The organism is Kineococcus endophyticus, assembly GCF_040796495.1.
Lineage (GTDB): Bacteria > Actinomycetota > Actinomycetes > Actinomycetales > Kineococcaceae > Kineococcus > Kineococcus endophyticus.
In genome coordinates this window covers 408,414-431,006 of record NZ_JBFNQN010000001.1, presented here as the reverse complement: position 1 = coordinate 431,006, position 22,593 = coordinate 408,414, and the positions used below count along the sequence as shown (strand labels likewise).

Genomic DNA, 22,593 nt, shown 5'->3' with positions numbered 1-22,593 from the left:
TCGATCGGTAACCATCTCACCCGTGGGAACGCACCGTCACCACGATGTCTAGCAATTCGTACACGCAGCGTGACCAGCATGGCAGTCTGGACCACACGCACCACGAGGACCCGGGGGGGGCCGCACGTGAACGCCGGAGGGACGACCCGGGAGGACTCCCGGCACCAGGGGACGGACGTCCCCACGCTCGCGGGCCGACCGCGCTACGCCGACGCCGTGCGCCGGCTGTCCGGGGCCCAGAAGAGCGCCCAGGGCGCACCCGCCTACTCCCGCTTCGTCAACCGCCCCCTCGGCCGGCGGCTCGCGGCCGCCGCCCACGTCCTCGGCCTCGCCCCGAACCAGGTGACCGTCCTCTCCGGGCTGAGCACCGCTGCGGGCATCGCCGCGCTCGCGCTGCTGCCCCCGGCCTGGTGGACCGGCCTCGTCGTCGCGGCCCTGCTCGTGCTCGGGTACGCCCTCGACGCCGCCGACGGCCAGCTCGCGCGGCTGCGCGGGGGCGGGTCCAGCGCCGGGGAGTGGCTCGACCACGTCGTGGACGCCGCGAAGACCGCGACCGTCCACCTCGCCGTGCTCGTCGCGGCCTACCGCGGCTGGGACCCCCGGCCGGAGGCGTGGCTCCTGCTGCCGCTGCTCTTCAGCGCGGTCTCCTGCACCTGGTTCTTCACGATCGTCCTCAACGACCACCTGCGCCGGCGCGCCGGGACGCGCGACGGCCAGGCGACGGTCGCCGTCGGCGAGGCGCGGCAGCACTCCACGCTCCGCTCCCTCGCCTCGGTCCCCGTCGACTACGGCGTGCTGTGCGTGGTGGCGGCCCTGTCGGGTCTGCCGGCCGTCTTCGGCTGGGTCTACGGGGCGCTGGCGATCGGTTTCACCCTCGTCACCGCCGCCTCGATGGTCGCCTGGTACCGGCAGGTCGCCGCACTCGACGGGACCCCGTCGTGAGCGCCGGTCCCGGCCGCACCCTCGACCTGCGGACCCCCGCGGGGGAACCCGGCTCGCGCCCCACGACCGGGTACGTCCCGGGCGCGTGGGACCTGTTCCACGTCGGGCACCTGAACATCCTGCGGCGGGCCCGGCAGTCCTGCGACGAACTCGTCGTGGGCGCCGTGACCGACGAGGTGCTGGCCGCCACCAAGGGCCGCCGCCCCGTGATCCCGCTGGTCGAACGGCTGGAGATCCTCGAGAGCCTGAGCCTCGTGGACCGGGTCGTCGTCGACGACTGCACGAGCGACAAGATGCCCATGTGGCAGCGCCTGCACTTCGACGTCCTGTTCAAGGGCGACGACTGGCGCGGAACCCCGAAGGGCGCCGTGCTGGAGGCGAGCATGGCCGCCGTCGGCGCCCGGGTCGTCTACTTCCCCTACACGCACGGGACGACGTCGACGCTGCTGCGGCAGTTCATCGAGACGAACGGCTGAGACCCGTGGGACCCCGCAGACCCGTGGTCCTGCAGTCGTTCCGGACCCCCCGGCCCACCTCGAACCCCTACCTGACCGCGTTCCTGGGATCGTTGCCGGCCGGCGGTGGCTCCGGTGTCGACGTGCGGACGTTCTCCTGGCGGGAGGCGCTGCTGGGGAACCACGACGTCCTGCACGTCCACTGGCCCGAACTCCTGCTGCGCAGCCGCCGCCGGTCCGGGCGCGCCCTGCGGGCCCTGGGGACCGGCCTCCTGCTGGCCCGGGTGCGGGCCCGGCGGACGCCCGTCGTCCGCACGGTGCACAACCCCTCCCCCCACGAGGACGGGGGTCCGGTCGAGCGCTTCCTGCTGCGCCGGCTCGACGCGGCCACGACGCTCACCGTGCACCTGACGACCCGCACCGTCGGCGCGGTCTGCCCCCGCTCGACCGCCGTGGTCGTGCCGCACGGGGACTACCGGGCGCACCACCGCGACGCCCCGCGGGCGGCGCCGGTGCCCGGCCGCCTCGTCCACCCCGGTCTGCTGCGGCCGTACAAGGGCGTCGAGGCGCTGCTCACCGCGTTCGCCGGAGTCCCCGGCGAGGCGAGCCTGCACGTCCTCGGCCCGGCCCCCGACGCCGACCTCGCCGGCCGCGTGCGCCGGGCCGCCGCGGCCGACCCGCGGGTCCGCCTCGACCTGCGCCACGTCGGGGACGACGAACTGGTGCTGGCCGTGACGGCCGCCGAACTGGTCGTCCTGCCCTACGCCCCGCGCGGTGGCTCCGGGGCGCAGCTGCTGGCGCTGTCCCTGGACCGGCCCGTCCTGCTGCCGGCCGGCCCCGCGGCCGCCGACCGCGCCGCGGAGGTGGGGCCGGGGTGGGTCCACGTCTACGAGGGCGACCTGTCCGCCGGGGACCTCGCGGCCGCCCTGGCCGCCGTGCGGGCCGGCGTGCGCACGGGGGCGCGGGCCGAGCGGCCGGACCTGTCGGCCCGGGACTGGGACGTCCTGGGCCGCGCGCACGCCGAGCTCTACCACCGGGCCGCCGGCCACCGCGCCGACGACCCCACCGACGCCGGGACCCCCGTCGGCGCGGGTCGGGCATGAGCGCCCCGACCCGCGAGGAGGCCCGGCCCGCCCTGCGGCGCGGCCCGCGCGACGCCGTCCTGCTGCCCCTCGTCGGCCTCCTCGCGACCGTCGTCGTCGCCCTCGGGTCCTGGCGGCCCTCGCTGTGGACCGACGAAGCGGCCACGCTCAGCGCCGCCCAGCGCTCGCCGGCGGACCTGTGGCGGATGCTGCAGCACCTCGACGCGGTGCACGGCCTCTACTACGCGGCCATGCACGTCTGGACCCAGGTCGCGGGCACCAGCCCCCTCGCGCTGCGGCTGCCCAGCGCCGTGGCGGTCGGCGCGGGCGCCGTCGGCGTGCTCGTCCTCACCCGACGCCTGACGGGGTCCTCCTCGACGGCCCTGCTCGCGGCGACGGTCTGCACCCTGCTGCCGCGCACGGCCTGGTCCGGCACCGAGGCGCGCCCCACGGCCGTCGCGACGGCACTGGCCGTCTGGGCCACGGTGCTCCTGGTCCGGGCCCTGGGCGCCCCCCGGGGCTCCCGGGTGCGCTGGTGGGCGGGGTACGCGCTCGTCGCGGCCGTCGGGGTCGTGGTCGACGTCTACCTGCTGCTCCTGCTGGTGGCCCACGGGGCGACCGTCCTGCTGCTGCGCGACGTCCCGGCCCGCCGCCGCCTCCCCTGGGCGGTGGCGGCGGGTGCCGCCGGGCTGGTGTCGGCGCCCGTCGTCCTCCTCGTGCGCAGCCAGGGCGGTCAGCTCGGCGGGTCGGCGCCGGGTCCGCTGGCGCTCGCCCGCCGGGTCGTCGTGGACCAGTTCTTCCTCGGTGAGACGCCGACGGCCGGCTCGGGCGCCGGGTCGGGCGTCACGGGCGGGAGCTGGTCGTGGTGGCAGCCGGCGGCCGTCGCGCTCGCCGCCCTCGGGTGGGCTCTCGTGGCCGTCGCGCTGGCCCGGTCGACGGCGGCGGGGCCGGTGGCCCGGTGGTGCCTGCCGTGGCTGCTCGTGCCCTGCGGGCTCGTCGTCCTCGCGGCGCTCGCCGTCCCCGCGAGCGCCGGTCCCCTGTACAACCCCCGCTACTTCGCCTTCAGCGCGCCGGCCCTCGCCGTGCTGCTGGGCTGCGGCCTGGCGGCCCTGCCCGGTCGCCGGCGGCTCCTGGTCGCCGGGCTCGCGGTCCTGCTCGCGGCGCCGGTCCTGGCCTCCCAGCGCACCCCGCACGCCAAGGACGCCTCGGACTGGGCGCAGGCGGCCGAGCACCTGTGCCGCAGCGCATCCCCCGGCGACGCCGTGTACTTCGGCGCCCGGCGCCCACCCGTCGACGGCACGGTGACGCTCACGACGCGCAACGTCTCGGTGGCCTACCCGCGGTGCTTCGCCGGCCTGGAGGACCTGACCCTGACCCGCACCCCCGCGGCCGCCGGCGACCTGACCGGGCGGTCGCGTCCGCTGGCCGCCGCCACGGCGGACCTGGCGGCCCACGACACCGTCTGGGTGGTGCGCCGGCCCACCGACGCGACGGTCGCCGCCGATGACGAGACCCTGGCGCAGGCGGGCTACGTCGTCGCCGGCCGGTGGTCCGGACCCCTCGACGAGGTCGTGGAGTTCACCCGCGGGTGAGCCCCGCGTCCTCGAAGAGCCAGTCGTCCGCCGCCAGCCGTCCGTCGCGCACGGGCAGGTCGGCCAGGACCGCCGCCGCGGACCGGCCCGCCCGGACCGCGTCCGCGAGCGCCGTCGTCAGCCCGTCGGCCGGCGGGTCGACGCGGTCCGGTGCGAGGACGGTGTGGCCGTGCTCGGCCAGCCAGGGGGCGAGACCGGTCTCGGTCGTGGTGACCACGGTGCACCCGTGGGCCAGCCCCTCGACGAGGGGACGGCCGACCTGCTCCCGCCAGCGGACCGTCCGCCGGGACGGCAGGACGAGGACGGCGGCGCGGCGCAGCTCCTCGTGGACGCGCGTGCGGGGCGGGTCGAGGAGGAGTTCGACGGTGGGGTCCTGCGCCGCCCACCGCTCGGCCTCGGCGAGCATCGCCCCCTGCCCCACGAGCTGCAGCCGGGCGTGCGGGCACGTCGCCGTGACACCGGGCCAGGCCCGCCGCAGGTCAGCGAACCCCTTGCGCTCGGAGAACGCGCCGAGGAAGAGCACCCGCCCGGCCGGCCGGTCCTGCGGTGGGCAGTCGCACGGCGCGGGGACGGCGGGGACGAGGCGCTGTGCGGCGCGCGTGGCGGGGAGGGTCGCGGCGTACAGGTCGCGGGCGGCGGCGGTGCCGCTGGCGAACCGGTCGAGCCGTCGCCACACGAAGCGGCTCAGGCGCCGGTCCAGGTCCCGCGCCGCGGCGGCGCGCCACCGCGGGGAGGGCAGCGGCGCGGCGTAGGGGTCGAGGTTCTCGATGCCGTACGCGACGACCTGGACCCGACGGCCGGTGAGCGCCCCGACCAGGCGCAGCGCGGCGACGGTGCGGGCGGTGTCGCGGACGGCGCCGCGCATGAGGGGTTCGTTGACCTCGACCTGGCGGACGCCGCGGCGCAGCAGGAGGAGGGCCGCGGCCCAGGGACCGGCCTGCACGACGTCGAGCCGGGCGGCGAGGGTCTCGTCGAAGTCGTAGCGCCGCTGCCGGTGCACGACGAGGGCAGGGGCGAGCTGCAGGGCCTGCTCGAGGTGGGCGGAGCGCAGGGTCCGGTAGACCCGGGCCCGGCCGCCCGCGCCCCCGCCCGGACCGCCCTGCGCCGCGACGCCGTCCACCGGCTCACGGTAGCGGCAGCAGCTCCGCCCGGGAGGCCCTGCGCCGCCGCAGGTCCCGCCCGACGTAGAAGACGCCGGGGGCCAGCTGGCACAGGGCGACCGCGACGGCCGACCCGACGACGGGCCCCCCGGCGCCCACCTGCAGCGTCAGCCACCAGGACAGGCCGAGGTTGAGCGGGACCATGAGCAGCACGGGCGGCACCTGGAAGCGCAGGCCCGCGGCGTCGGTCATGTACATCCCCAGCGGGTAGTTCGCCGCCTGCACCACGACGAGCGCCACGAGCCCACCGGTGAGCCACCCGTCGAGCCGGACGGCCCCGTCGCTGACGACCGGGACGACCCAGGGCAGCAGCAGCGCCAGGACGGCGGCGGCGAACGCCGCGCCCACCCCGAAGGCGGCGGCCATCCCGAACGGGGACCGGACCTCCCCGGTGCTGCGGGCGCGCGCGAAGACCGGCCAGAGCGCGACCCCGGCCGCGCTGACCGTCTGGGACAGCAGGGAGAACAGCGAGAACCCCAGGCCGTACTCGGCGAGGTCGGTCGGGGTCGACAGGTGGCTGAGCAGGAGGCGGTCGGTCTGCATGGCCACCGGCAGCGCCAGGGTCAGGACGAGCCAGGGGCCGGCCACGCCGAGGACGGGCGCGCCGCGGACGGACCGGACGCGCCACACGTCGTGGAGGACGCGGCGGGCCAGCCCGGGCAGGGAGCGGAACGCGACGACGGAGCCGACGGCGGCGATGAGCGCGCCGCCGGCGTAGGAGAAGGCCGCGAGGTACCCGCCCCCGCGACCTCCTCCGGTGAGGACGAGGACGGCGACGGTCGTCGCGAAGATCGGCGAGGCCAGGCCCTGGACGAGGATGCGCACGTGGTTGCGGCCTAGGGCCGTGAGGATCCGCTGGCCCACCGCGAGCGGCAGCGTCAGGCAGAACAGGACGACGCAGGCCAGGGCCGCCGCGGGCCCGGACCCCGGCAGCAGCCCGTCCCCCAGGAGGACGGGCCAGCCGCCGGCGAGCGTGACGAGGACGCCGACCGCGGCGAGCAGGAGACCCGAGAGCGCGACGACGCGGTAGACGCCGACCAGGGTGCGCCGCACGTGGTCGTCCCGGGCGGGGTCGTCCGAGCCCGCGACGCTGTTGAGGACGGCCGCGCCCATGCCGAGGTCGGCGAACGGCAGCAGCGCGGCGATCGAGACCAGCAGGCCGTACTGGGCGTACGCCTCCACGCCGTAGTGCCCGAGCACGAGGCGGATCGAGACGATCGAGACGAGGCCCGAGACCCCCATGACCAGGAGCTTGGCGCCGGCGCTGCGACCCACCGACCGCCACGTCGCGGCGTCCCCTCCGCCGACCCTCCTGCCGACCTTTGACCCCCGCGCTCTGGCAGCACGTAGAACACTCCTCACCGAATGTGCTCCTCCCCCGGGTGAGGCACCTATATTTGCAGTCGCCCGACTGCGGAGGGCGACGGCCAGGGAAGGGGACCCGTGGACCTGTTCGCGTACCTCGCACTGCTGCGACGGTCCTGGCTGGCGCTGCTGCTGTGCTTCGCCGTCGGCGGGACCCTGGGCTACGGCGCGAGCTTCCGCACCGAACCGCAGTACCGGGCGACCGCGAGCGTCTACCTCTCCCCCGGCCAGGGGCAGTCGATCGGCGAGCTCGCGCAGGGGTCCTCCTACACGCGCAGCCTCGTCCAGTCCTACGTCCGCCTGGCCACGACACCGACGGTCCTGCAGCCCGTCGTCGACCAGCTCGGGCTCGACACCACGCCCGGCGACCTCGCCGACCGGGTCAGCGTGGAGTCCCAGCAGGACACCGTGCTCCTCGACATCACGGCCGTCGCCGGCAGCGGCGCGTCCGCGGCCGCCATCGCCAACGCCGTCGGGGACCAGCTCGCCGACGCCACGGAGTCGCTGTCCCCGCGCGGGACCACCGCCATCGAGGTGACGACGGTGACCCCGGCCACCGCCCCGCGAGTGCCGTTCTCGCCGGACCGCCGGCTGGACGCCGGGATCGGCGCGGTCCTGGGCCTGCTGCTCGTCGTCGGGTTCGTCGTGGCGCGCGAGGTCCTCGACACCCGCGTCCGCGACGCCGACGACGTCCTCGACGTCAGCGACGTGCCCGTCCTGGCGGCCGTCCCGCCCCGCGACGCGGTGCGCCGGCGCGGCAGGACCCGCCGGCAGCGGGGTTCTGGGCGCGCTGCGGCCCGCGGGGACCGGACGCAGGCCGTCCGGCGGCTGCGGGCCAACCTGCGCTTCCTCGCCGCCGACGGGTCGGCGCAGCAGGTCGTCCTGGCCTCCGCGGCCGGGGACGGGGCACCGGACCTGGCGCTGGAGCTGGCGCGGGCGGTGGCCGACCACGAGACGCGGGTGCTGCTGCTCGAGGCCGACCTGCGCTCGCCGGTGCTGGCCCGCACGCTGGGGCTCGGCTCCGGGCCCGGGCTCGTCGACGTCCTCGTCGACGGGCTGCCGGTCGCCGCCGCCCTGCGCCGCAGCGAGCTCGACGGACCGGCTGTGCTGCCGGCGGGCACCCTGCGCGGGGAACTGGCCGAGGCGATGGCCGAGACCACCGACCAGCTCGTCGGGTCGGCTGCGCTGCAGCGGATCCTCGCCGACCTGCGGACCCAGTTCGACGTCGTCCTCATCACCGCGCCGCCCGTCCTGGAGGCCACCGACGCCGCCGTGCTGGCGGCCCGGGTGGACGGGGTCGCCCTGGTCGCCGAGAGCCCGGCCACCCGCCGCCGTGAGCTGGCCGAGGCGCTGCGCGACCTGGAGATGGTGCGGGCCACCGTCCTCGGCGTCGTCCTGGACCACTCGCGACGGCGCGGGCACCGGTCCGGTCGCACCCGCCGGACGACCGACCTCGCGACCCCCACCGTGCGCCTGGACCCGCCGGGCTCCCTGGACGCCCCGACCGAGCGGCCCCGGGTCCGGTCCGGCCGCCGGTGAGCCGCGCTCCCGGCGCGCACGACCACCTGCTGCGCCAGGTGCGCGCCGAGCTCGACGGCGGCGCCACGACGCGGCAGGCGTGCCGGCACGTCGGCACCCTCGCCGGCGTCCACCCCACGACGTTGCTCGCCTGGTGGCGGGCGTCGGACCGCTCGGGCACCCCGCAGCGGACCGGGCCGACGCCCCGCGAGCTGCTCGCCCTGCGCCTGGTCGCCCTCGCGGGGCTGGCGGTGCTGGGGGCGGACGTGACCCTGGGCAACGTCCTGCCCACGGCGGGCGTCCTCGCGGCCGGGCTGCTGCCCGTGTGGGCCGGGTCGCTGGCCCGCTTCCCGGGGGCGCGGGCCGTCCTGGTGCTGGCCCTCGCCTCGGTCGCCGCGGGCCTGCTGCTCGTCGCGCTGCCCGACGCGCACGCCGTCGAGCTCCGGTTCACGGTCGCCACCTGCACCCGGACGCTCGCGCTCGTGCTGGGCCTGGGCTTCGTCCTGTGGTGCCGGGGGTTCCTGCGGGTGGAGACCGTGGCCCTGGGCTACGGGGCCGGGGTGCTGCTCGCGGCCCTGCCGCACGTGCCCGGTTCGCCGAACGCCTGGAAGTACCAGCTGGCACTGCCGGTCACACTGCTCGTGCTCGCGGTCGCCCAGCGCGTCCCGGGCCCGACCGGGTCCGTCGTGGTCCTCCTCGCGCTCGTCGGGCTGGGCGCCGTGAGCGTGGTCCGCGACTACCGCAGCTTCTTCGGGTTCACCGCCCTGACCGCGGTCGTCGTCGGCTGGCAGCTGGTGCGGGCAGGCCGGCGCGTCCGGCGGCGGCCGGGCCGCGCGCCCGTGGCCCCCTGGCTGGCCACGGGCGCGCTGCTCGCGCTCGCCGGGGCCGCCCTCTACCGCGGCGCGGAGCAGCTGCTGCTGTCCGGAGTGCTGGGCCGGGAGCTGCAGCTGCGCTCGGAGGCGCAGGTCCGGGCCGCGGGATCGCTGCTGGCCGGAGGCCGGCCGGAGTGGGCCGGGACGCTGCGGCTCATGCAGGACACGCCCGCCGGCTTCGGCCCCGGAGCGGTGCCGAGCCCGCACGACGTCGTCGTCGCCCGCGAGGGTCTGGCGACCGTCGGCCTCGGCCCGGACAACGGGTACGTCGACAACTACATGTTCGGCGGGCAGTTCCGGCTGCACTCGACCGTGGCCGACGCCTGGTCGAACTTCGGCTGGGTCGGCGTCGCGTTCGCCCTCCTGCTCGGGCTGCTGATCGTGCACGCGCTCCTGACGCGGGTGGCCGCCGGCACGGCCTCGGCCCTCGTGGTGCTGCTGGGGCTGCGTGCGCTGTGGGACCTGGCGGTCGGCCCGATGTACTCCAACCTGCCGGAGGTCGTCCTGGCGCTGGCCCTGGCCCTCCAGGCGCGCCCCGACCCGCCCCTCAGGTCGTCGGGACGGCTGTCGAGGACGGCGGGGACGACGTCGGGCGCCCGGTCGGCCGCACCGCAGCGGACCCCGACCGGCGTCGCGGGCTGAGCGCGACCGCCCAGCCGGCCAGCGTCCCCCGGACGGCGGCCCGGACCGGCGCCCGGTCGGTGAGCAGCCGGCGCCAGCCGTCCCGGCGCAGCACCTCCGCGGCGTACCGCGGTGCGTCCAGCGCCTGCCGCAACGCCGCGCGCACGCCGAGGTGGCGCCGGGCGAACAGCAACCGGTTGCGGCAGTGGAACTCCACGTACACCGGGGACTTGTGCCGGCCGGCCTGGGTGCCGCCCACGGCGTGGACGGCGAGCAGGTCCCGGCGCACGGCGACCTCCCCGCCCGCCCGCTGGACGCGCAGGCTGAGGTCCACGTCCTCCCAGTAGAGGAAGTACTCCGGCGCGAACCCGCCCACCGTCTCCCACAGGTCGCGGTGCACCGCCAGGCACGCCCCCGTCAGCCACGGCACCAGGTCGGGCCCGGTGAGGCGGCCGGTGCGGGCGGTCCGACCGGTGCGCAGCGAGACCTCCGCACCGTCGAACCACAGCCGGCCGTCCTCGCGGACGATGCGCGGCGCGACGAGCCGGGACGGGTGGGCCCGGACCTCCGCGTGCAGGGCCGCGGCGACCGCGGGGTCCAGCCGGAGGTCGGGGTTGACGACGAGCAGCGCGTCGCAGCCCGCGGCGAGGGCGTGCGCCGCCCCGGCGTTCACCCCGGCGCCGAAGCCGTCGTTGGCCGGTCGCAGGACGGCGTCGAGGCCGCGGCGCCGGCACAGCGCGTCGACGGCGTCCCGGTACGCGGCCGAGGAGAAGTTGTCGACGACGACGATGCGGCCCAGGGAGCGCAGGTCGTGGCGCAGGAGGTGCCGCTCGAGGACGGCGGGGTCGCCGTAGTTGACGACGACGATCCCCAGGCCCCCCGGGGTGGTCACGCCGTTCACCGGCCGTTCACCGGGCGCTCACCGGGCCACCGCCGGGACCGCGCCGGGATCGCGCTCTGGAGGCCCTCGACGACGCCCGCCCGGTAGCGCTCGGGGGCGAACCGTCGGGCCGCCACCGGCGCGTGCTCCGCGGCGCGCTCCTGCAGGTCCGGCAGCGCCGCGGCCGCGTCCACCAGGGCGCGGGCCAGGGCGACCGCGTCCCCGGCCGGCACGAGCCGGGCGCTGGGCACACCGGCCACCGCCTCGGGCAGGCCGCCGACGTCGCTCACGAGCACGGGACGGCCGGCCAGCACGCCCTCCACGGCGGTGTTGCCGAACGGTTCGGGGAGCACGGACGGCACGAGCAGCAGGTCGGTCCGGGCGAGGTGGGCGTAGACGTCCGGGTCGAAGCCGTGGACGGTGACGCGGCCCTCGAACACGCTGTCGCGCAACCGGTCGGCGAGTTCTGCCCCGAAGTCGGCGTGCTCGCCGAAGACGTCGCCGACGAGGTCGAGGTGGGCGTCGAGCCCGTCGGCGAGCACCCGCGCGAACGCGTCGAGGGCGACGAGGACCCCCTTGCGGCGCGAGAGGCGGCCGACGTACAGCAGCCGGATCGGCCCCCCGGCCGGAGGGGGCGGGACCGGTCCGGCCGGCCCCTGGACCCCGTTGGGCAGGACCCCGGACCGCGCGGCCAGCACCGGCCAGGACCGGGTGAGCACGGTGCGGGAGTACTCGCTGTTGACGAGCAGGCGGGTCGCGGCGAGCAGCGGCGCCGCCAGCGCCCGCTGCACCAGGGCGCTCGCCTGCGCCTCGGCCTCGTGGACGTGGCAGACCACGGGGACCCCGTGGGCGCGGGCCAGGAGCACCCACGTCGGCACCGTGAGGGTGCTGACGTAGACGACGTCCGGCCGCAGCCGGCGCAGCAGCGCGCCGTCCCGGGCGGCGGACACGGCGGACCGACCCGTCAGGCCGAGCAGCCCGCGCGGCGAGAGCGCGGACTTGCGCAGCACCGGCACCGGCCGCACGAGCACCCGCGCGCCCGCCCGCCGGGCCAGCTCGACGAGCGGTCCGTCCTCTCCGACGACGAGCAGCGCCCGGGAACCGGCCGCGACGACCGCCCGGACGGCCTCGAGGAGCATGCGGTCGGAGCCGTAGAGCCCGGCCCCGGGGTGGACGAGCAGGACGCGCAGGGGGCGCCCGCTCACCCCTGCCCGCCGTCGGTGACCGTCAGGTCGTCGTACGAGGCGCGCACCGAGGTGCTCGCCGCCCCGCTGGACAGGTACGTCGACAACGCCGGCGAACCGGGCACCTGCAGGGCCGCCGTCGCGTCCGTCGCGGAGACCTGCCAGTCAGCGGGTTCGGTGGTCCCCGCCGGCCACACCTTCGCCCGCACGACCGTGGGGTTCGTCCCGGTGACCTGCGTGCGCACGCGCAGCTTGGCGCCTGAGGTGCCGACCAGCCCCGGCACGGCGAGGGAGGCCAGCGTGGTCTGGGTGCCGCCGACCTTGCGCGTGAGCGTCAGGGTGACCGGCTGACCGGCCACCTGGCGGACCGCCGCGCGGTAGTCGTCGTTCGTGCCGACGCGGCGGCCGAACGCCGTGAGGACCACGCCCCCGGCCGTCGGCACCTGGTCGGCCCAGGTGGTGACGGTCGTGTCCGTCGCCGTACCGCGGACCGACCCCAGCACGGCGGTCGTGGTCGCGTTCCGCGCGGAGGTCATCTGCCCCGCCCCGGAGGCGACGCGGAAGTTCGAGGTGCCACCCGTCAGGCTCCAGGACCCGCCCGGGCTCGCGCTGCCCCACCCACCGGTCACGGTGCGGGAGAAGGAGTCGCCCGCGAGGACGACCGGATCGGTGTTCGTGCTGACCGTGACGGTGCCGAGCGTGGAGTTCGTCGAGTTCCCGTCGGCGTCGTCGGCGTAGACGCGGTACGTGTGGGTCGACCCGGGGGCGAGCCCGGTGTCCACGAACTGAGCGGTGGGCCGGCTCCACCAGGTGGAACCCACCGTCACCGTGCCGACGGGGGTGTCCGTCTGGCCGTCGCGCACGACGCGGTACCGCAGGTCGCGGGTCTCCGGGTCCCACGTCGTCTGCCAGCTGACGCGCACCGTCCCGGAGCTCGTCGAGGTCAGCGTGGGGGCGAAGTCGGCCTGGTAGCGGGGGCCCTCCCGGTTCGGGGCGATCGTCCGCACCGCCATCCGCACGATGCCCTGCTGCGCCACGTTGTTCACCTTCGGGAACTCACCCCCGTAGGAGACGTAGCTGTCGTTGCCCGTCACCGACCACGCCGCCTGGACCTGGCCGGTGAAGGTGCCGACCTCGAGCGTGGGCCACCAGTTCAGCAGCGCGGGCGCGGGTTTCCCGGAGAAGGTGCCCCCCTGGTTCTTGCCCCGCGCGTCCGCGGTGGTCGCGACCGCCCGCTGGTAGGTCCAGGGCTGGGTCTGCGGCCAGCCGCCGAGGGGCGAGCAGTCGTGGGCGTGGCCGGCGGTGTAGACGACGCCGCCGATCGGCTTGACGGAGTAGGTGTCGCCGTTGCAGCCGGCGACCCAGCGGATCGCGCCGGTGGTGCCGTCGGCGGCGAAGCTGCCCTCGAGGTTCCCCACGCCACCGGACTTGTACTGGTAGCCCGTGCCGTAGACGGTCGCGCCGTCGGTGGCCAGGGAGTAGATGGCGGAGTCGGTCCCCGCGTTGCGGACGGTTCCCGTGGCGGCCCACGGACGGGTCGCCCCGGTGACGGGGTCCAGCGCGCCCATGCCGTAGTTCGGCTCGTCGTTCAGCGTCGTGAACCGGCCGGCCACGACGACGGAACCGCTCGTGGGCACGACGAGCCCGAACACCTCGTTGTCGGCGGCCGGGGCCCAGGGCAGCAGGGCACCGTTCGAGGCGGAGAACGCGGCGAGACGGCTGCGGGCCGTCTTGTTCGCCACGGAGAACTGCCCGCCGACGTAGACGGTGTCCCCGGTCGCGACGACGGCGCGGGCGCGGTAGTCGACCTGCGGGTTGAACCCCGGGACCAGCGCCCCGGTCTTGGCGTCCAGGGCGGCGATGCGGTACCTGTTGTCCCCGTTGGCCTTCGTGAAGTTGCCGACGACGTAGACGCGGGACCCGTCCGGGGACGACGTGATGCCCAGACCGTCGGCGTTCAGCGAGGCGTTGAAGGTCGTGATGAGGTTCCCCGTCACGAGGTCGTAGGCGAGGATGTTGCTGCGGGGGGTCTCCCCCGTGCCCGCGGGCGCGCCGGCGGGCCGGGCGCTGGAGAACCGGCCCGTCACGTACACGGTGTTCCCGATCGTCGTCTGCGCCCACACGACGCCGTCGATCTGCACGGTGGGCAGCACGTCGGCGGTCACCGTGGGCGGCGTCGTCTGGTTCCCGTCCGCCGCGAGCGCGCGGTCGCGACCCGTCGCCGGTCCACCGGCGACCGCCAGTGCGACGACGAGCGCGGCCAGCGCGGCGAGCAGGACGCGGTGGGGCGTCCGTGCGCCGAGGCTGTTCATCTGTACTCCCCTGCTGCCGCCTCGTCGGCGACGTTCGTGGCGGTCGGGATCAGACGTCGACGGTGACGGTGTCGGCCGAGCTCACCGAGGTGATCTCGAGCGTCATGGAGCGAGCGGTGCCCTGGGGGATCGCGTACACGAAGGTGGCGCCGGCCGAGGCCCCGAGGTCCAGGACCCCCGTGGGTGCCGCGTACGGCGGGCCCTCCATCGCCGTGGCGGGCGAGCCGTCCGGCCGGGAGGCGTTGACCCGCACACCGTCGAGGTCGACCGGGTCGGGCGAGAGGTTCGTGAACGTCAGCTGCACGACCATCCCCGGACCGCTGACCTCGCCGGGGTAGACGGCGGTGACCTGCGCCTCGCGCACCGACGTGACCGTGACGGTCAGGCCCTCGCTGAAGCGGGCGGGGGCCCGCACGGGCACCGGGGCCAGCGTGCGGGTGCCGATGACGTCCGCCGTCGCCGCCTCCTCCGGTCCCGGCGACTCACCGGTCCCGTCGGTGGGCGCCGGGGACGTCGCGGTCGCCGCCGGACCGGACGTGGTCGACTCCGCGCCGGCCAGGCTCGTCGACGTGCTGCGGGGAGCGGAGCAGGCGGCGAGGGTCGCCAGGCACAGGGCGGCCACCGCCAGGCCGGCCGGTCCGGACCTGCGCCCGGGACGACGGGGGTGCTGCGTGGCGTTCACCGGCTGCTCCAGCGCGCTCGGGGTTCTGAGTACTCGGGGTCGTCGGCCTCCAGGGCCCTGAGGTCGAGGTCGACGACGAGGTCGTGGCGCTCGTGGCCCAGCGCCGCCGCGCCGAGGTCGAGGACGGCGGCACTGCGGCCGTCCCGGACGGGCGACGGCCGGCCGGCCAGCCGCAGGCACAGGTCCTCGTAGCCGTCGGCGACGTCGTCCCAGTCGTAGTTCGCCGCACGGAACCGGCTGGCCCGGCCCCGGTCGCGCACCCGTCCCTCGTCCGCCTCGGCGGCCTCGACCGCCTCGGTGACGTCCGCGGCCGTCGTCCAGTAGGTGCCGGCGGCCCCCAGGACCTCGCGGTTGAAGTCGACGTCGAAGGCGTCGACGGCCGTCCCGGCGCCGATGGCCCGCAGCAGCGACGGGTTCGTGCCGCCGACGCTGTGGCCGTGCAGGTACGTCGAGGCCCCGGCGTACAGCTGGTCGAGGAGGTCCTGGTCCCAGATCCCGCCGACGAGCCGGACGCGGTGGTCGGCCAGGGCCCGCACCCGCGCCGTGTAGGCGTCGGAGTAGGGGGCGGATCCCACGACGACGAGCGGCTTGCGGGCCCGGGAGGCCACGTACCCCTCGACGACGACGTCCACGTGGTTCTCCGGCTCGAAGCGGGCGACGACGAGGTGGTAGCCCCCGGGGGTCAGCCCCATCGTCGCCAGCTGGCGCGCATCGCCCCCGCCCTCGACGACGGGTGCCCCGTAGCGGATGAGGGTCGTGTCGGCGTCGAAGCGGGCCCGGTAGTGGTCCGCGATCCCCTGGGCGTCGGCGATGAGCGCGTCGGAGTGCCGGACGGCGAAGGCCTCCGCCCAGCGGTAGTAGCGCTGCCCGACCGGGCCCCACTTGGCGCGCTTCCACTCCAGGCCGTCGACGTGGGTCGCGACGGGGACCCCGGCGGCCCGCAGCACCGGCAGGAAGGGCGCGTTCGCGGCGTTGAAGACGATCGCGGCGTCGACGGCGGGTGCTCCCGCGCGTCCCCCGCCCCGGCGGCGGCCCCGCTGCGTGGCCGTCAGGTGGCCGACGGCGAGCGCCGAGCGGCTCAGGGTCTCCAGCGAGCGGCGGCGCACGGCGGGCAGCGGGACGAGCTCCATGCCCCGGTGCTCGCGCCCCGGCGAGGCGTCTGCGGACCCGTCGGGACGGGCGCCGTAGACGACGACGCGGTGCCCGCGCTCGACGAGCCGGGAGCCGACCTCCTCGACGCAGGTCTCGAAGCCCCCGTAGCGTGCAGGGACCCCTCGGGTCCCGAGCAGAGCGATGCGCAAGCCGTCGTCCGACGGCCCGCGGGCGTGACTGGTCATCGAGTTGTTCCCCCCATCCGCGACCACCCCTGTACGCGGAGTGATGACGATAGCCCGAAGGTGGGGGTGGCGGGAGGGTCTGCTAGAAGTTTCCGCGTGTCGCGGCGCGTCGTCGGCCGCGAACGCACGACGCCCCGGGACCTGTCGGTCCCGGGGCGTCGGCGGTGTCCCTCGATCGTCTCCTCGTCCGGCGCGCGGTGCGCCGCCCGGCCTCAGCCGGCCGAGTGCGTCAGCGTCTCCCAGTTCATGAAGATGCCGCTGCCGGTCGGGCTGACCGTGCTGAGGAACTCCTTCGTCTGGGGCATGGAGACCCCACCACGGGTGGCGTAGGCGTTGTAGCCCAACGCGAACGTCAGCTTGTAGCCGGTGCCGCCGAGGTTCAGCGGCTTGGGGCAGACCCAACCGGAGGCCGACGGGTCGTTGACGAACTTGAGGTTGTACTCCATGGCCGTCACGAGGCGGGTGCGCTGCTCGCCGTACAGGTCCAGGCCCTGGATGCGGGCGGTCTCGGCCGCGTCCAGCGCGGAGGCCAGACCCATCGCGGTGTGGGACGCGTCACGGCAGGTCTCGGCCGCGAGGCCGGAGACGTACTGCTTGGGGTTCGACCAGTAGTCGAGGTAGTTGCTGTCCTTCATGATCGTGTTCGCCGGGAAGTTCGGCTTGCTGCCGTCGGAGGCCAGGTAGAACGAGCCCTTGACGTGGTTGCGCCAGTCGCCGACGCCGTTCTCCCAGGTCGCCCGGTCGTTGGTGAAGACGCCGATGTTCATCGTCGCCTCGGCCATCGTCAGCTGCCAGTTCGCCGAGGTCCAGGTCCACCCGTTGATGACGCGGGGCAGGAAGGCGGTCTTCAGCATGGTCTCGAAGCGGGCGACGTCCGAGGTGCTCCACCCGGCACCGCTGTAGCGGATCAGCTCGGCGGCCTTGGTGAACGTCTGCCCGGCCCAACCGGCCTGCAGCAGACCGTTCTTGTAGACCTTGGTGTCGAACTTGTGGTCCTTCAGGGTGCCGGAGTAGGCGTTGAGGATCTGCTTGGCCTTGTCGGCGTGGCGCTGGTCCCCGGTGAAGTACCACATGAGCGCGTGGGTGTACGCCGCCTGGGCGTCGTCGGTCTCCTCGGTGCACCCCTCGTCGACGACGTTGTAGGAGCCGCAGCCGACGTAGGCGGTGGGGTGCGGCGTCCAGGACAGGCTCGCGAAGCGGCTGCCCTTCATCTTGTCGAAGGCCGGCTTCTGCGGGGACTTCCCGGCCAGCGCCGCGGCACGGGCGGCCTCGAGGGTGGTCGTCCCGTTGAGGATGCCCGGGTGGACGAAGCCGTTGGTCGTCACGCTCTGCAGGGTCGGCAGACCCGGCGTCGACGGGGAGGTGGGCTGCTGGGTGGGCTTGGGCGGGTTCGTCGTCGCCGTGGGGGTGGGCGTCGGGGCCGTCGGGCGCGGCTTGGCGGTGGTCGTGGGAGCCGGCGCGGGAGCCGCGGGGGCGGCCGCCGTGGTCGTCGCCACGGCCTGGAAGCTGTTGAGCGACACGGTGGTCGGGGTGCCGCTGTTCGAGAGGTACCCGTTGACACCGACGGCGCCGGCCTTCTTGACGGCGGACCCGCTGGTGTCCTTGGCGACGACCTGCCAGTCCGGGGTCGGCTGACCCGAACCCCACACGCGGGCCTGGACCGTGACGGGCGAGGTCCCGGAGACCTTGGTCTCGACGTTGAGCCAGGACCCCGAGCTCGCCTTCACCTTGAGCGCGGTCTTCTGCAGCTGGGTGGAGCGACCGTCCACGACGCGGTCAGCGCTGAGCGTGAGGGCCCCGCCGGCACCGATCGTCAGGGTCGTGCCGTACCGGTCGCCGTCGGACTGGCGGCGCAGCTCGGTGGTCTCGTAGAGGCCGATCTTGGCCGCGCCCACCGTGGGCAGCTTGACGCCGTGGGTGACGGACACGTCGGCCGCGGCGACCGCCGGGAGCAGCGCGGCGAAGCTGCCGCCCTTGGGCACCGAGGGGAAGGTCAGCTGGTTGCCACCGGTGGAGACCGTGCGGCCCGCCGGCGACTGGACGGCCCAGCGGCCACCGATCTCGGCGTTGCCGACGGCGCGGCTGGCGCCGGCGAACGTGTCCTTGGCGACGACCTTGCTGGTGGTCTGGGTGGCGCTCTGGGCGCTCGCGGCGGTGGCGGCGCCGGCGGTCTCGCCGGCGGTCACGAGGAAGGTGCAGGTGGCGGCCACGACGCCGAGGGCAGCGACGAGGCGACGGGAGGGCTTCGTAACGATCGTGGAGGGGGTCACGATGTAGGGATCGGGCCCGCACCAGATCCCCTTGAGCCGACCACCGGCGCCGCCCCGTCTCCGGAGCGCACCCGGACCCCCGAGATCTCACCGACCGTCACGGTTCGGCGCGCCGTCCGGCGCAGCGTCCCGGAGGACGGCTACACAGCGTGTGACCTGGGGTGCGACCTCATCGCCACCCGGTCGTGACTGCGCCGAACGGGTGGAACCGGGCCGGGGTCACGGGGTGCGGGTCCACCGGGCCAGCACGTCGGCCAGTGTGACCAGAGCCACAACCACCGAGACGACGAACGGTTGCACGAGGACCGCGACCCAGGCCGACAGCGTGACGTGGGCCGCCTGGTCCGCCTGCGCGGGGGGCAGGGCGCTGCCCGTCCCGGCCGCCAGCAGGCTGGACGCCAGCGCCCCGGCCAGCGCGGCGACCAGCACCGTGACCGGCGCCTGCCGTCCCCGCCGCAGGACGACGACCGCCGCCACCAGGCCCACGAGCCCCGTCAGGACGCTGAACACCCCGTCGCGGGCGATGGGGAACTGCGACGTGGACGTCACGAGCGGTTCGCCCACCAGCAGGGCCGTCGGGCGTCGCGTGAGCAGCCACCACAGCACCCCGACGACGACACCGGCCACGGCCTGGCCGAAGAGCAGCACGAACCCCGTCCGGCGGGTCCCCGGCAGGTCACCGGTCGGGGACTGCCCGACCGGCGGCCGGCTCAGCCGAGGCACGAGGCGCCGAGCAGCTGCTTCAGGTCACCGAACAGCGCGGGGCTGGGCGTCACGCGCAGGGAGTCGTCCAGCCGCATCAGGGTGCCGTTGCCGCCCCCGTTCTTCGTCAGCCGCAGCCGGACCTCGGTGGACCCCTTGTGCGTCTCGAGCACGGTCTTGAGCTGCTCGACGATGCCGGTCGTGCAGCGCGCCGTCGGCAGGGTCACCGTGACGGGCACGCCGTCGGTGCTGGAGATGTCCGGCACGCTCAGGCCGGAGGCGTAGATCGTGGGAACCTCGTCGCGACGGTTGAGCCGGCCCTTCACCACGACGACCAGGTCCTCGGCGAGCAGCTGGGCGACGTCCATGTAGGCCTGCGGGAAGAACAGGCACTCGATCGCGCCGGCGAGGTCCTCGACGGTGACGATCGCCCAGTAGTTGCCCTGCTTGGTCGTCTTGCGCTGCAGGCCGGTGATCATGCCGGCGATGGTGATGTTCGAGCCGTCGGGACGGGACTCGTCCTCCAGCAGCGCCGAGATCGACACGTCGGAGGCGTTCTGCAGCAACCGTTCCAGCCCGAAGAGCGGGTGGTCGGAGACGTACAGGCCGAGCATCTGGCGCTCGTGGGCCAGCAGTTCGGCCTTCTCCCACTCCGGCACGTCGGGGATGACGACCTCGAACCCCGTGCCGCCGCCGTCGTCCCCGCCGCCGAGGCCGGCGAAGAGGTCGAACTGGCCGATGGCCTCGTTGCGCTTGACGTCCACGACGGCGTCGACGGCGTCCTCGTGCTTGGCGACGAGCGCGCGGCGCCGGTGCCCGAGGGAGTCGAACGCGCCCGCCTTGATGAGCGACTCGATCGTCCGCTTGTTGCAGACGACGGCCGGCACCTTGGTGAGGAAGTCCTGGAAGGACTCGTAGCGGTCCTTCTCGGTGCGCGCCTCCACGATGGCGTCGACGACGTTGGCGCCCACGTTGCGGATGGCGGTGAGGCCGAAGCGGATGTCGGTGCCGACGGCCGTGAAGTTCGCGCTCGACTCGTTGACGTCCGGCGGGAGCACCTTGATGCCCATGCGGCGGCACTCGTTGAGGTACAGCGCCGACTTGTCCTTGTCGTCGCGCACCGAGGTGAGCACCGCGGCCATGTACTCGGCCGGGTAGTTGGCCTTGAGGTAGGCCGTCCAGTAGGAGACGAGGCCGTAGGCCGCGGAGTGGGCCTTGTTGAAGGCGTAGTCGGAGAACGGGACGAGGATGTCCCACAGCGCCTTGACGCACTCCTTGCTGAACCCGTTGTCCAGCATGCCCTTCTCGAAGCCCACGTACTCGGCGTCGAGGACCTCGCGCTTCTTCTTGCCCATCGCGCGGCGCAGCAGGTCGGCGCTGCCGAGGGAGTACCCGGCGACCTTCTGCGCGATCGACATGACCTGCTCCTGGTACACGATCAGGCCGTAGGTCGTGCCGAGGATCTCCTTCAGGGGTTCCTCGAGCTCGGGGTGGATCGGGGTGATCGGCTCCTGGCCGTTCTTGCGCCGGGCGTACGCGGTGTGCGACCCGGCCCCCATCGGACCGGGGCGGTAGAGCGCGCCGACGGCGGAGATGTCCTCGAAGTTGTCCGGGCGCATGAGGCGCAGCAGCGACCGCATGGGGCCGCCGTCGAACTGGAAGACGCCGAGCGTGTCGCCCCGGCCGAGCAGGTCGAACGTCGCCTGGTCGTCGAGGTCGAGCTTCTCGAGGTCGACCTCGTCCTTGCCGTTGGCGACGACGTTCTTCAGCGCGTCGTCGAGGATCGTCAGGTTCCGCAGGCCGAGGAAGTCCATCTTGACCAGCCCGAGCGTCTCGCACGTCGGGTAGTCGAACTGCGTGATGATCGCGCCGTCGGCCTCGCGCTTCATGATCGGGATGAGGTCGATCAGCGGCTCGCTCGACATGATGACGCCGGCCGCGTGCACGCCCCACTGCCGCTTCAGGCCCTCCAGGCCCCGCGCGGTGTCGACGACCTTCACGACCTCCGGGTCGGACTTGTACAGCTCGCGGAACTCCCCGGCCTCGGAGTACCGCTTGTGGTTGGGGTCGAAGATGCCCGAGAGCGGGATGTCCTTGCCCATGACGGCCGGGGGCATCGTCTTGGTGATCCGGTCCCCCATCGAGAAGGGGAAGCCGAGGACGCGCGAGGAGTCCTTGACGGCCTGCTTGGCCTTGATCGTGCCGTAGGTGACGATCTGGGCGACGCGGTCGGTGCCGTACTTCTCGACGACGTACTGGATGACCTCACCGCGCCGGCGCTCGTCGAAGTCGACGTCGAAGTCGGGCATCGACATGCGCTCGGGGTTGAGGAACCGCTCGAAGAACAGGCCGTGCCGCAGCGGGTCGAGGTCGGTGATCTTCATGGCGTACGCGGCCATCGACCCCGCGCCGGACCCACGGCCCGGACCCACCCGGATGCCGTTCTCCTTCGACCAGTTGATGAAGTCGGCGACGACGAGGAAGTACCCCGCGTACCCCTTGGAGGTGATGACCTCGATCTCGTAGTCGGCCTGCTTGCGGACGTCGTCGGGGATCTGCCCCTCGTAGCGGTGGGCCAGGCCCGACCAGACCTCCTTGACGAACCAGCTCTCCTCGTCCTCCCCCGGCGGGCAGGGGAAGCGCGGCATGTACGCGCCGGTGGACTCGGTGAACTCGACCTCGCAGCGCTCGGCGATGAGCAGCGTGTTGTCGCAGGCCTCGGGGTGGTCGCGCCAGACGTGCCGCATCTCCGCGGGGCTCTTGAGGTAGAACTCGTCGGCGTCGAACTTGAAGCGCTTGGGGTCGGCCAGCGTCGAGCCGGACTGCACGCACAGCAGGGCCGCGTGCGCCGCCGCGTCGCCGGCGTGGGTGTAGTGCAGGTCGTTCGTGGCCAGCAGCGGCAGGTCGAGGTCCTTGGCGAGCTTGAGCAGGTCGTCCTGGACGCGGCGCTCGATGTCGAGGCCGTGGTCCATCAGCTCGCAGAAGAAGTTGTCCTTGCCGAAGATGTCGCGGTACTCGGCCGCTGCCTTGCGGGCCTCGTCGTACTGGCCCAGGCGCAGCCGCGTCTGCACCTCCCCCGACGGGCAGCCCGTCGTGGCGATGAGCCCGGAGGAGTACTGCGAGAGCAGCTCGCGGTCCATGCGGGGCTTGTAGAGGAAGCCCTCCAGGCTCGCCAGGCTGCTCATCTTGAACAGGTTGTGCATACCGGTCGTGTTCTCGGCCAGCATCGTCATGTGGGTGTAGGACCCCGCACCCGAGACGTCGTCCCCCGAGCGGCCGTTGGGGTCGCCCCACTTCACGCGCGTCTTGTCCTGGCGCGCCGTCCCCGGCGTGAGGTACGCCTCGACGCCGATGATCGGCTTGACCCCGTGCTTCTTCGCCGTCTTCCAGAAGTCGTAGGCCCCGAAGACGAAGCCGTGGTCGGTCGTCGCGACGGCGGGCATGCCCATCTCGGCGGCGGTCCGGAAGAGGTCGTCCACCTTGGCCGCGCCGTCCAGCATCGAGTACTCGGTGTGGACGTGCAGGTGGACGAACGAGTCCGCTGACGAGGACGGGGACGCCATGGGGGCGGGCCTCCTGGTGGGTGCGGCGGCGGGGTGGCCGAGGTGCGGGGTCGTGC

At 74.7% G+C, this 22,593-nt stretch carries 16 protein-coding genes; 6 read left to right on the top strand and 10 right to left on the bottom strand.

The window, feature by feature from the left end:
- The first annotated feature begins 126 nt into the window (after window positions 1-126).
- Genes AB1207_RS02025 through AB1207_RS02010 form a run of 4 tightly spaced genes read left to right on the top strand, consistent with a single transcriptional unit; the run spans window position 127 to window position 4,071 of the window.
- Window positions 127-942 carry a CDP-alcohol phosphatidyltransferase family protein gene (locus tag AB1207_RS02025; protein WP_367636094.1) on the top strand — a complete coding sequence of 272 codons (816 nt, stop codon included), beginning with the start codon at window positions 127-129 and terminating at the stop codon, window positions 940-942.
- Between the two features lie 26 nt (window positions 943-968).
- Window positions 969-1,418 carry an FAD synthase family protein gene (locus tag AB1207_RS02020; protein ID WP_367636156.1) on the top strand — a complete coding sequence of 150 codons (450 nt, stop codon included), beginning with the start codon at window positions 969-971 and terminating at the stop codon, window positions 1,416-1,418.
- Between the two features lie 5 nt (window positions 1,419-1,423).
- Window positions 1,424-2,500 (top strand): glycosyltransferase family protein, encoded by a 1,077-nt coding sequence (locus AB1207_RS02015; protein ID WP_367636093.1) that lies wholly within the window; start codon window positions 1,424-1,426, stop codon window positions 2,498-2,500.
- The gene (locus AB1207_RS02010; RefSeq protein ID WP_367636092.1) at window positions 2,497-4,071 is read left to right on the top strand and encodes a glycosyltransferase family 39 protein; all 1,575 of its coding nucleotides are present in this window, start codon (window positions 2,497-2,499) and stop codon (window positions 4,069-4,071) included. Before AB1207_RS02015 ends, AB1207_RS02010 begins: the two co-directional genes overlap by 4 nt.
- On the opposite strand, the gene AB1207_RS02005 is transcribed toward AB1207_RS02010, so the two are convergent.
- Together AB1207_RS02005 and AB1207_RS02000 are read right to left on the bottom strand one after the other, a co-directional pair.
- Window positions 4,058-5,191: a glycosyltransferase gene (locus tag AB1207_RS02005; protein WP_367636091.1), complete on the bottom strand. Its 1,134-nt coding sequence runs from the start codon at window positions 5,189-5,191 to the stop codon at window positions 4,058-4,060. The two genes, AB1207_RS02010 and AB1207_RS02005, sit on opposite strands and share 14 nt — an antisense overlap.
- Before the next feature lie 4 nt (window positions 5,192-5,195).
- The gene (locus AB1207_RS02000) at window positions 5,196-6,506 is read right to left on the bottom strand and encodes an oligosaccharide flippase family protein (protein ID WP_367636090.1); all 1,311 of its coding nucleotides are present in this window, start codon (window positions 6,504-6,506) and stop codon (window positions 5,196-5,198) included.
- Between the two features lie 168 nt (window positions 6,507-6,674).
- Here AB1207_RS02000 and AB1207_RS01995 point away from each other — a divergent pair, with 168 nt between their 5' ends.
- Window positions 6,675-8,135, top strand: coding sequence for a tyrosine-protein kinase domain-containing protein (locus tag AB1207_RS01995; RefSeq protein ID WP_367636089.1), 1,461 nt, complete (start codon window positions 6,675-6,677; stop codon window positions 8,133-8,135).
- On the top strand, window positions 8,132-9,628 hold the full coding sequence (locus AB1207_RS01990; RefSeq protein WP_367636088.1) for a hypothetical protein: 1,497 nt from the start codon (window positions 8,132-8,134) through the stop codon (window positions 9,626-9,628). Before AB1207_RS01995 ends, AB1207_RS01990 begins: the two co-directional genes overlap by 4 nt.
- Here AB1207_RS01990 and AB1207_RS01985 read toward each other — a convergent pair.
- The 8 genes from AB1207_RS01985 to dnaE all read right to left on the bottom strand — a co-directional run bounded on the left by AB1207_RS01985 (window position 9,534) and on the right by dnaE (window position 22,537).
- Window positions 9,534-10,499: a glycosyltransferase family 2 protein gene (locus tag AB1207_RS01985; protein WP_367636087.1), complete on the bottom strand. Its 966-nt coding sequence runs from the start codon at window positions 10,497-10,499 to the stop codon at window positions 9,534-9,536. The genes AB1207_RS01990 and AB1207_RS01985 overlap by 95 nt on opposite strands.
- 5 nt (window positions 10,500-10,504) lie before the next feature.
- On the bottom strand, window positions 10,505-11,692 hold the full coding sequence (locus AB1207_RS01980; RefSeq protein ID WP_367636086.1) for a glycosyltransferase: 1,188 nt from the start codon (window positions 11,690-11,692) through the stop codon (window positions 10,505-10,507).
- On the bottom strand, window positions 11,689-13,983 hold the full coding sequence (locus tag AB1207_RS01975) for a fibronectin type III domain-containing protein (RefSeq protein WP_367636085.1): 2,295 nt from the start codon (window positions 13,981-13,983) through the stop codon (window positions 11,689-11,691). Before AB1207_RS01975 ends, AB1207_RS01980 begins: the two co-directional genes overlap by 4 nt.
- A gap of 49 nt (window positions 13,984-14,032) precedes the next feature.
- Window positions 14,033-14,665, bottom strand: a complete 633-nt coding sequence (locus AB1207_RS01970; protein WP_367636084.1) for a hypothetical protein — start codon at window positions 14,663-14,665, stop codon at window positions 14,033-14,035.
- Complete coding sequence (locus AB1207_RS01965) at window positions 14,662-16,002, bottom strand: DUF1972 domain-containing protein (protein ID WP_367636083.1); 1,341 nt, start codon at window positions 16,000-16,002, stop codon at window positions 14,662-14,664. The genes AB1207_RS01970 and AB1207_RS01965 overlap by 4 nt, the downstream gene beginning before the upstream one ends.
- Window positions 16,003-16,214: 212 nt before the next feature.
- The gene (locus AB1207_RS01960; RefSeq protein ID WP_367636082.1) at window positions 16,215-18,272 is read right to left on the bottom strand and encodes an alginate lyase family protein; all 2,058 of its coding nucleotides are present in this window, start codon (window positions 18,270-18,272) and stop codon (window positions 16,215-16,217) included.
- A gap of 219 nt (window positions 18,273-18,491) precedes the next feature.
- Window positions 18,492-18,995: a hypothetical protein gene (locus AB1207_RS01955; RefSeq protein WP_367636081.1), complete on the bottom strand. Its 504-nt coding sequence runs from the start codon at window positions 18,993-18,995 to the stop codon at window positions 18,492-18,494.
- The gene (gene dnaE, locus AB1207_RS01950; RefSeq protein WP_367636080.1) at window positions 18,983-22,537 is read right to left on the bottom strand and encodes a DNA polymerase III subunit alpha; all 3,555 of its coding nucleotides are present in this window, start codon (window positions 22,535-22,537) and stop codon (window positions 18,983-18,985) included. Before dnaE ends, AB1207_RS01955 begins: the two co-directional genes overlap by 13 nt.
- Between the last annotated feature and the right edge of the window lie 56 nt (window positions 22,538-22,593).